Below are 9,774 nucleotides of genomic sequence, written 5' to 3' on the forward strand. Positions count from 1 at the left end.
GCAGGTACCGGCTGGAAGGCGACAACGCGATGTACCGCCTGGCCGACGGATCGTCGCGCCCGTCGTGACCCGCGCCGGTCTGGAGGACGTCAACACCGCCGACTCGGGCGGTGCCGTCCGCGTGTCGGGCGTCAGCGCCCAGCACACCCCGGCGCGCCGGCTGTGGTACGGCAAGGTCAGCAACGAGCCCGGCTACCGCTCGGTCAGCCACCACCACGGCGAGGCCGAGACCGGCGGCTACGTCCTGTCGGGCCGGGCCCGTATCTACTTCGGCGAGAGGTTCGAGGACTACGTCGACATGGCGGAGGGCGACTGGGTCTTCGTCCCGCCGTTCATGCCGCACGTCGAGTGCAACCTCTCCCGGACCAGGCCGCTGGTCTGGATGACCACCCGGACCCCGGAGAACATCGTGGTGAACCTGCCCGACGTCGCGGACGCCGACCTCCGCGACTGGCTGAACCGATGAGCGCCACCCCAGCCGCCTCCACCGCCCCGACCTCCGCGATCGTCACCGCGGCCCTCACCCTGAAGCCGGCCCAGCCGGAGCGCTTCGACCTCGCCTTCACCGCCACCACCCAGCCCTGCCCCTGGCCCAAGGCCTACGGCGGCGACCTCGTCGCCCAGGCCGCCGCCGCGGCGATGCGCTCCGTGACCGACGGCAAGTCCCTGCACTCCATGCACAGTTACTTCCTGCGCCCGGCCGACATCGGCGCCGAGGTCCGCTACGAGGTGGAGATGCTGCGCGACGGCCGCGGCTACAGCACCCGCCAGGTGCGCGGCTACCAGAACGGCAAGGTGCTCTACGTCTGCCTCGCCAACTTCGCCGCGGGGGAGCCCGGGGCGTCGTTCCACACGGAGTTCGGCGAGGAGGTCCCCGGCCCCGAGGACCTGCCCGGCTCGGCCGAGTACCTCGCCGACCGCACCGGCGGCACCATGACCGCCGAGTCCAAGGCCTACTGGTGCGGCGGCCGCGGCTTCGACATGCGCCATGTCCCCGGCCCGGTCTACCTCACCGTCGACGGTGACCGGCTGCCGCACCAAGCGGTGTGGCTGCGGCCGTTCGACGCGCTGCGCCCCGTCGAGGGACTCACCGACGCCCAGCGCGACCTCGCCGCCCTCGCCTACGTCTGCGACTACACCATCCTGGAACCCGTCCTGCGGGTCCTCGGCCTCGCCTGGGCCGACCCCGGCCTGGTCACCGCCAGCCTCGACCACGCCATGTGGTTCCACCGTCCCGCACCGGCGGGCGACTGGTTCCTGTACGTCCAGGAAGCGGTGGCCGCCGACGCGGGCCGCGGCCTGGGCACGGGCCGCTTCTTCACACGCGACCACCGCCATCTGGCCACCGTGGCCCAGGAAGGCATGATCCGCCGCGCCTGAACCGCCCGCCGTACGCCGTCGGCGGGCCACCGGAAGGATCCTCGCGTTGTCACTTCCGCTCTCACCCACGTCGCACCTGGACACCTTCGCCCGCGACCACCTCCCGCCCGCCGAACTGTGGCCGGTGATCGAGTTCACCACCCCCGAACTGGCCTGCCCGGCGCGGCTGAACGCGGCGGCCGAACTGATCGACGGTCCCGCCGCGTCGTACGGGCCGGACCGTCCGGCGTTGCGTACTCCGGCCGGAGAGGTGTGGTCGTACGGCGATCTGCGCACCCGCGCCAACCAGGTCGCCCGGGTGCTCACCGAGGATCTGGGTCTGGTGCCGGGCGGCCGTGTGCTGCTGCGGTCGCCCAACACGCCCTGGACGGTGGCCTGCTGGCTCGGCGTCCTGAAGGCGGGCGGGGTGGTGGTGACGACGATGGCCGCGCTGCGGGCCCGTGAGCTCGTCCCGATCGCCGAACGCACCAGGCCGTCCGTCGCCCTGGTGGACCACCGCTTCACCGACGAGGTCCGCACCGCCCTGCCGGGCGTCCGCCTGGTCGCGTTCGGTGGGCAGGGCACCGGCGACCTGGTGGCCCGGTGCGCCGCCAAGCCGGGCGAGTTCACGAACGTCGACACCGCCGCCGACGACGTGGCGCTCCTCGGTCCCACGTCCGGGAGCACCGGTGTCCCGAAGATCACGATGCACTTCCACCGGGACCTCCTGTCGATCGACAACACCTTCGGCCGGCACGTCCTGCGGCTGTGCCCGGACGATCTGGTCGCCTGCACCGCGCCGTTCGCGTTCACGTTCGGCCTCGGCATGCTGATCGTCTTCCCGCTCCGGGCCGGCGCCTGCGCCCTGCTGACGGAGACGGTCGCACCCGGCGGGCTCGCCGACCTCGTCCAGGAGCACCAAGTGACCGTGCTGGCGACCGCGCCCACCGCCTACAAGGCGATCGTGCGCGAAGGCAAAGTGCACCGGCTCGCCGGGCTGCGGGCCGGAGTGTCGGCGGGCGAGCACATACCCCTCACGACATGGCAGGAGCTGCGGGACGCCATCGGGCTGCGGGTGATCGACGGCATCGGCGCGACCGAGCTGCTGCACATCTTCATCTCCGCGGCCGGTGACGAGATCCGCCCGGGAGCGACCGGCCGCCCGGTGCCCGGGTACCGGGCGACGGTCCTCGGCCTGGACGGTGCGGAGCTGGGCCCGGGTGAGCCGGGGCGGCTGGCGGTGATCGGCCCGGTGGGCTGCCGCTACCTCGACGACAGACGCCAGCGGGACTACGTGGTCAGCGGCTGGAACGTCACCGGGGACATCTTCCACCGGGACGAGGACGGCTACTTCTACTACCACGCGCGCAGCGACAGCATGATCGTCTCCTCCGGGTACAACATCGGCGGCCCGGAGGTGGAAGCGGCCATCGACACCCACCCCGACGTGGTGGAGTCGGCGGTCGTGGCGCGCCCCGACGCCGAACGCGGATCGGTGGTGTGCGCGTTCGTCGTGCTGCGCGAGGGCGTGGCCGGGGACGCGGCGAAGGCCAGGGAGATCCAAAACCACGTCAAACAGGTTCTGGCGCCCTACAAGTACCCGCGCGAGGTGCGCTTCCACGACGCCCTGCCGCGCAACACCAGCGGCAAGCTCCAGCGCTTCGCGCTGCGCAGGATCATCGACGCCGAGCAGCGAGAGGAACTCCTGTGAGGATCGCGATCGTCGGCGGCGGCCCGGGAGGTCTCTACCTCGCGGCCCTGATGAAACAGCTGGACCCCGCCCATGGGATCACCGTGTGGGAACGCAACGCCCGCGACGACACGTTCGGGTTCGGAGTGGTGTTCTCCGACGAGACCCTCGGCGGTATCGAGAACGCCGACACCGTCTTCAGCGAGGCGATGTCCCGGCGGTTCGCCCGCTGGACGGACATCGACATCCACTACCGGGGCGAGAGCCACACCGTGGGCGGCCAGGGGTTCGCCGCCATGAGCCGCAAGGAACTCCTGCACCTGCTCCAGGAGCGCTGCCTCGGGCTCGGCGTCGAGCTGCGCTTCTCGACCGCCGCCCCGGAGACGGCCGCACTGCGGGCCGGGTACGACCTGGTCGTGGGCGCGGACGGGGTCAACTCCGGTGTCCGCGCGGCGTATGCGGACGTCTTCGGGCCGTCGCTGGACCGGCGGCACAGCACGTACATGTGGCTGGGCACCGACCGGGTCTTCGAGGCCTTCCAGTTCTTCGTCAAGGACACCGAGTGGGGGGTCATGCAGGTCCACGCCTACCCGTACTCCGACACCGGCTCGACCTTCATCGTGGAGATGCACGAGGACGTGTGGCGCCGGGCCGGTTTCGACGCGACCGGGCACAGCGCCTTCGGACCCGGCGAGTCGGACGAGCGGGCCGTCGAGCGGATCCGCGAGCTGTTCGCCCAGGAGCTGGGCGGCCACGAGGTGTTCGCGAACAACTCGAAGTGGCTGAACTTCACCACCGTCCGCAACCGGCACTGGCACCACGGCAACCTCGTCCTCGTCGGCGACGCGGCGCACACCGCGCACTTCTCCATCGGTTCCGGCACCAAACTGGCCCTGGAGGACGCCCTCGCCCTCGCCGCCTGCCTGCACGAACACCCGGACGTCGAAAGCGCGTTGAGCGCGTACGAGGCCGAGCGGCGGCCGGTGGTGGAGTCCACCCAGCGGGCCGCGCAGGCATCCCTGGAGTGGTTCGAGAACATCGGCATGTACACACGCCAGGAACCCGTCCAGTTCTGCTTCAACCTGCTGACCCGCTCCCGCCGCATCACCCACGACAACCTGCGCACCCGCGACCCGGAGTTCGCCGACCGCGTCGACACCGCCTTCGCCCAGGCACAAGGCTGTGCCCGGACCGTCCCCGCGATGTTCCAGCCGTTCCGCATCGGGCAGCTGGAGCTGAAGAACCGGGTGGTCGTCTCCCCGATGGACATGTACTCCGCGACCGACGGCGTCCCCGGCGACCTCCACCTCGTCCATCTGGGCTCGCGGGCCATGGGCGGCGCGGGCCTGGTCATGACCGAGATGGTGTGCGTGTCACCCGAGGGCCGGATCACTCCCGGCTGCACGGGCCTGTGGAACGACACCCAGCGCGACTCCTGGCAGCGCATCGTCTCCTACGTCCACACCCGTAGCACCGCCCGTATCGGCCTCCAGCTCGGCCACTCCGGCCGCAAGGGCTCCACCCGCCTCATGTGGGAAGGCATGGACGAACCCCTTCCCGAGGGCAACTGGGGGACCATCGGTCCCTCCGCCCTGCCCTACGGCCCCGGCTCACCCACTCCCCGCGAACTCACCCGCACCGAACTCGACGCCGTCAAAGCCGAGTTCGTGGCAGCCGCCCGCCGCGGCGCCGACGCGGGCTTCGACCTCCTCGAACTGCACTGCGCCCACGGCTACCTCCTCTCCTCGTTCCTCTCCCCGCTCTCCAACCACCGCACCGACGCCTACGGCGGCACCTTGGAGAACCGGCTCCGCTACCCCCTGGAGGTCTTCGACGCCGTCCGCGCCGCCTGGCCCGCCGGGCGACCCGTCAGCGTACGGATCTCCGCCACCGACTGGGCCCCGCACGGCACCACCGAAGACGACGCGGTCACCATCGCCCGCGCCTTCATCGCCCACGGCGTCGACGCCATCGACGTCTCCACGGGCCAGGTCACCAAGGACGAACAGCCCGCCTACGGCCGCTCCTACCAGACCCCCTACGCCGACCGCATCCGCCACCAGGCGGCCGCCGGGACCGGCGCCGCCGTCATCGCCGTCGGCGCCATCGCCTCGCACGACGACGTCAACTCCCTCCTCCTCGCCGGCCGCGCCGACCTCTGCGCCCTGGGCCGCACCCACCTCTACGACCCCCACTGGACCCTCCACGCGGCCGCCGAACAGGAGTACACGGGTGCTGCGGCCGACTGGCCCGTCCAGTACCGCGCCGGACGGCGCAAACCGCCCACTGCCCGCACCGACGCCGTACGCCCCCGCCTGTCGCTGCTCCGGGCGGATCAGGCGAGGGACGGCGTCCACCTGCGGTGGAAGCCGGTGCCGGCGGAACTGTCGGCGGAGCAGCTCCTTCCTTAGGCGACGCCGTCGGGGGTGCCGGCGTGGCGGAGTGTCGGACATGAGCGGATGCTCTCGCGGCGGGCCGTACGAGGCTCCGGAGGCCCTCGGAGCGTGACGCCACCCATAGGAGGCAGATCACATCCTAGGCGCCGTCGTAGTAAGAGATGCTTCTGAACAGGACAGAAGCGCTACATATCGGGCATTTCATTCGATGTGTACGAAAGTGGGTAGTACGTCACATCGTTGCGTCCGGCCACAGGCGCCGCTAACCATGGCTGTCGTCGCCGGGAGCCAGGCGATGGACCGAGCGGATCGCCGCAGGGTCCGTCCCCTCCCGCCGACAGCACGGGCTCCGCCCACGCCGCCGCTCACAGCGGCGGCGCCGACGCCGTCCCCCACCGGAGAGTTCCTTCACATGACCATGATCAACCGCACCCGCATCGCCCGCCTCCGCACCCTCGGCCTGACCGGCCTCGCCACCACCGGTGCCGCGGCCGCCGCGCTCACCCTGATGCCGGCGAACGCACAGGCCGCCGAGGCGACGCAGGTGCACACCGCCACCGCGGTCACGGCCTCCGGTGAAACCAGCCGCACCGCCGCCCAGCAGGGCGGCAAGGCCAACAACCTCGACGGCTGGATCAAGCAGTCGCTGCAGATCATGAAGGCCAAGGGCATCCCCGGCAGCTACGAGGGCCTCAAGCGCAACATCATGCGCGAGTCCGGCGGCAACCCCACCGCGCAGAACAACTGGGACGTCAACGCCAAGCAGGGCACCCCGTCCAAGGGCCTGCTCCAGGTCATCGACCCCACCTTCAAGGCCTACCACGTCGCCGGCACCGCGCAGAGCGTCACCGACCCGGTGGCCAACATCACCGCGGCCGCCAACTACGCCGCGCACCGCTACGGCTCCATCGACAACGTCAACTCCGCGTACTGACCTGACGGTCGCGTGCGAGCCGGCCCGGCGGACGCCCTACGGCTCGCGGTGCTCGTGGGCCGCCTGTTCCAGCGCGGCGGCCTCCGCCTCGGCGATCCGGGTCTCCTCCTCGACGTCGATCGAGCGGGTCAGCACCCAGTACAGCACCGCCGACACCGGCAACCCGATGAACAGCGAGATGTCGGCGCCGTCCAGAGCTTTGGCGGCGGGTCCGACATAGAGCGTGCCCACGGAGAAGAACGGGATCATCACGGCGAACCCGACCAGGTAGGAGATGATCCCCTGCCAGCCCCAGCGGCCGTAGATGCCGTTCGGTTTGAAGATCTCGGCGATCGCGTAGTGGCCCCGGCGCACCACGTAGTAGTCCATGAGGTTCACCGAGGTCCACGGGATGAACAGATAGAGCACCAGCAACAGGAAGTTGTTGAAGTTCGTCAGGAAGTTCGCCGTCGCCGCCAGCGCTCCGATCAGGGAGAGCACCGCCGTCACGATCAGGGTGGCCAGCCGTACCGCCAGCGTCGGCCGGACCCGTCTGAAGGAGTCCAGGGCGCTGATGAGGGTGAGCGAGCCGCCGTACATGTTCAACGCGGTGACCGAGATCAGGCCCAGCGCGGCGAACAGCAGCACGATCGCGCCGAAGCCGTCGAAGATCTTGTCGCCGGCGGCGTTGATGGAGCGGATCGTGTCGAAGCTGTCGCCCGCCCAGGCCGCCAGCAGCGTGCCGAGCACCATCAGCCAGATACCGCCGAGCGCCGAACCGAAGTAGGTCCAGTAGAACGTCTTGCGGACGGTCACGTCCGGCGGCAGGTAGCGCGAGTAGTCCGAGACGTAGATGGCCCAGCTGATCTGGTAGCCGGCGACCACGCCGAACTGCGCCAGGAACGGCGTGGCCCGGAAGGCGCCGAGATCGAAGGAGCCCGCCGGGTAGTGCAGGGTGACCAGCACACCGACGGTGAAGATCCCGAAGATCACCAGAAAGGTGTACGTCAGGAACTGTTCGGCCTTGTGGATGATGTCGTAGCCCACCAGTGCCACGACCAGGCCGATCGCGGTGACCACGACCACCCACAGCTTCACCCCGCCGTGCAGCGTGGCGTGCAGGGACTCACCGGCCAGGATGGTGTTGAACACGTTGAAGCCCGCGTACTGCACGTACGCGAACAGCCACACCAGCAGCGCACCGACATAGCCGAACTGCGGCCGGGACTGGATCATCTGCGGCAGGCCGAGCTGCGGGCCCTGCGCCGAGTGGAACGCCATGAAGAACGTGCCGATCAGGGTGCCCGCGACGATCGCCAGCAACGACCAGATCAGGTTGCCGCCCTCCGTGATGCTGATCAACCCCACGGCCAGGGTCGCGATCTGCGCGTTGGACATGAACCACAGCGGGCCCAGATGCCACAGCTTGCCGTGCCGTTCGTCCAGCGGCACGTAGTCGATGGACCGGACCTCCAGGCCACTGACCCGCGGTTCCGCCGATGTGCTCATGGCACCTCCCAGGGCTGGTCCGCCGCTCTGTTCACATTCTTCCCCCGGACGGCTCCGGATGAGGCCTGGGAAAGCCCGGTTCCGTACGCCGGACGGGTCAGTCCGGGGCCGTCCCCGTCGTCCTGCTCCTGTGTCCCTCCGATCCGAACTGCCGAGGCGTCCGCGATGCCCAACCGAACCCTGTCCGTCCTGGCCACGCTGGTCGCCCTGATCGCCGGAGCCGCACCGCAGGCCCTGGCGGCCGACTCCGGCACCGGTTCCGGAACCACCGACTTCCGCACCGCCGTGCAGGCGCAGGGCGCGTCGCGGATCACTGCCGCCGTCCTCGACCTGGACGGCACGGACCGGGACCCCGCGGTCTACGGCGACGACGCGGCGTACGACACGGCCAGCATCGTCAAGGTCGACATCCTCGCCGCGCTGCTGCTGCACGCGCGGGACCACCACCGCGACCTCACCGCACGGGAGAGCGCGCAGGCGGAGGTGATGATCCGCAACAGCGACAACACCGCCGCCAGCGCGCTGTGGCGGGCCATCGGCCGGGCTCCCGGTCTGGAGTCGGCCAACAAGCGGCTCGGACTGACCTCGACCACGGGCGGCCCGGACGCCAGGTGGGGGCTGAGCCGGACCACGGCAGGGGACCAGATACGACTGCTGCGCGCGATCTTCGGCACCGGCTCGACGCCCCTGGACGCGCCGTCCCGGAGCCGTATCCGCACCCTGATGACCCAGATCGCCGACGAGCAGTCCTGGGGCGTCTCCGCCGCCGCCGACTCCGGGTGGGCGCTGAAGAACGGCTGGCTCATGCGCACCGCCACGGGCCTGTGGGACATCAACAGCGTCGGACGCGTCACCACCGGCGGACACCACTACCTCGTCGCCGTCCTCTCCGACGGCAACCCGTCGATGCCGGACGGCGTCCAACTGGTGGAACGCGCGGCCCGCACAGCCGTCACGACGGCGACGGCGCGCTGACCTGTCCGGCTGGGGGGATGGCGACGGTGCGCTGACCGGCACGGCTGGGGCGACCGTGGCGGCGGTCTGATGCGTGCGGTCGGCTCGGCGGGGGTGGCGCCGTGGGCCGCACTGACCCCCTTGGCCCAGTGGATGCCGCTCGGTGTCCGGATTGCCCCTAACGTGCTGTGAAGGCGGAGGTCGGCAACGGGAGGCGCGGTGGCGGGTGCGGGCGGGCCGGCGGCCGGGCAGGGCCGGGCGCGCCGGGCGCGTGGCACGGCGCCGGGCAGCCGGGCCGCCCGCGCGGTCCGGATCCCGAAGCGGGCCCTCGACCCGCGCGCCACCGCCTCCGTCAGCTCGGTCGTCGTGCCCGCCCTGCGGATCGCCGGAGCCTACGCCTGGCGGCTCATCGTGGTCGGCATCGTCGTCTACGGCGTCTTCATCGTCCTCGGCCGTTTCCAGCTGATCGCGGCGGCCCTGTTCCTCGCCCTGATCGTCACCTCGGTGCTGCGCCCGCTCGCCGACCTGCTGGGCAGGTGGCTGCCCAGACCGCTGGCCGTGGCCGTGAGCCTGGTCGGCAGCATCTTCGTGTTCTGCGGCCTGCTGGCCCTGGTCGGCAACGCGGTCGCCGATGAGTCGGCGACCCTCGCCGACGAGTTCCGCGGCGGAATCCACCGCATCGAGGTCTGGCTCCACCGCCCGCCCTTCCGACTCGGCCCGGGTGCCCTGTCGCATCTCCAGCAGGAGATCGTGAACTACGTCCAGGCGCACCGCGCCAACCTGGTCAACAGGGCGCTCAGCGGCTTCGGCACGCTGGTCGAACTGGTCACCGGCGTCGCGCTGGCGCTCTTCACCAACTCGCCACGCTCGCCGACGTACGCAAGTGGTTCGGCGAGGACGATCCCTGGGTGGAGCGGCCGAACCCGGCACGCGGGGAGTTCTACGCCGAGGTG

Annotated in this window: 7 protein-coding genes and 1 pseudogene; 7 read left to right on the forward strand and 1 reads right to left on the reverse strand. The window is 70.8% G+C overall.

Annotation, left to right across the window (positions count from 1 at the left end):
• Positions 1-64 precede the first annotated feature (64 nt).
• From ABZ646_RS31970 to ABZ646_RS31990, 5 genes are all read left to right on the forward strand, one after another.
• Positions 65-466 (forward strand): cupin domain-containing protein, encoded by a 402-nt coding sequence (locus tag ABZ646_RS31970; protein WP_360526556.1) that lies wholly within the window; start codon positions 65-67, stop codon positions 464-466.
• Positions 463-1,380, forward strand: a complete 918-nt coding sequence (locus tag ABZ646_RS31975) for an acyl-CoA thioesterase domain-containing protein (protein WP_360526559.1) — start codon at positions 463-465, stop codon at positions 1,378-1,380. The genes ABZ646_RS31970 and ABZ646_RS31975 overlap by 4 nt, the downstream gene beginning before the upstream one ends.
• A 46-nt stretch (positions 1,381-1,426) precedes the next feature.
• The gene (locus ABZ646_RS31980; protein ID WP_360526562.1) at positions 1,427-3,070 is read left to right on the forward strand and encodes an AMP-binding protein; all 1,644 of its coding nucleotides are present in this window, start codon (positions 1,427-1,429) and stop codon (positions 3,068-3,070) included.
• Entirely contained in the window at positions 3,067-5,460 is a 2,394-nt protein-coding gene (locus ABZ646_RS31985) for a bifunctional salicylyl-CoA 5-hydroxylase/oxidoreductase (RefSeq protein WP_360526565.1), read from the forward strand. Before ABZ646_RS31980 ends, ABZ646_RS31985 begins: the two co-directional genes overlap by 4 nt.
• A gap of 397 nt (positions 5,461-5,857) precedes the next feature.
• Positions 5,858-6,379 (forward strand): transglycosylase SLT domain-containing protein, encoded by a 522-nt coding sequence (locus ABZ646_RS31990; protein WP_360526568.1) that lies wholly within the window; start codon positions 5,858-5,860, stop codon positions 6,377-6,379.
• 36 nt (positions 6,380-6,415) lie between these two features.
• On the opposite strand, the gene ABZ646_RS31995 is transcribed toward ABZ646_RS31990, so the two are convergent.
• Positions 6,416-7,867: a cytosine permease gene (locus tag ABZ646_RS31995; RefSeq protein WP_360526571.1), complete on the reverse strand. Its 1,452-nt coding sequence runs from the start codon at positions 7,865-7,867 to the stop codon at positions 6,416-6,418.
• Positions 7,868-8,032: 165 nt separating this feature from the next.
• On the opposite strand from ABZ646_RS31995, the gene ABZ646_RS32000 reads away from it, so the two are divergent.
• Complete coding sequence (locus ABZ646_RS32000) at positions 8,033-8,842, forward strand: serine hydrolase (RefSeq protein ID WP_360526574.1); 810 nt, start codon at positions 8,033-8,035, stop codon at positions 8,840-8,842.
• Between the two features lie 839 nt (positions 8,843-9,681).
• A pseudogene (locus ABZ646_RS32005) lies at positions 9,682-9,774 on the forward strand (alpha/beta hydrolase); the annotation flags it as partial.

This window comes from Streptomyces sp. NPDC007162 (genome assembly GCF_040634175.1).
In the GTDB taxonomy this organism is placed as follows: domain Bacteria; phylum Actinomycetota; class Actinomycetes; order Streptomycetales; family Streptomycetaceae; genus Streptomyces.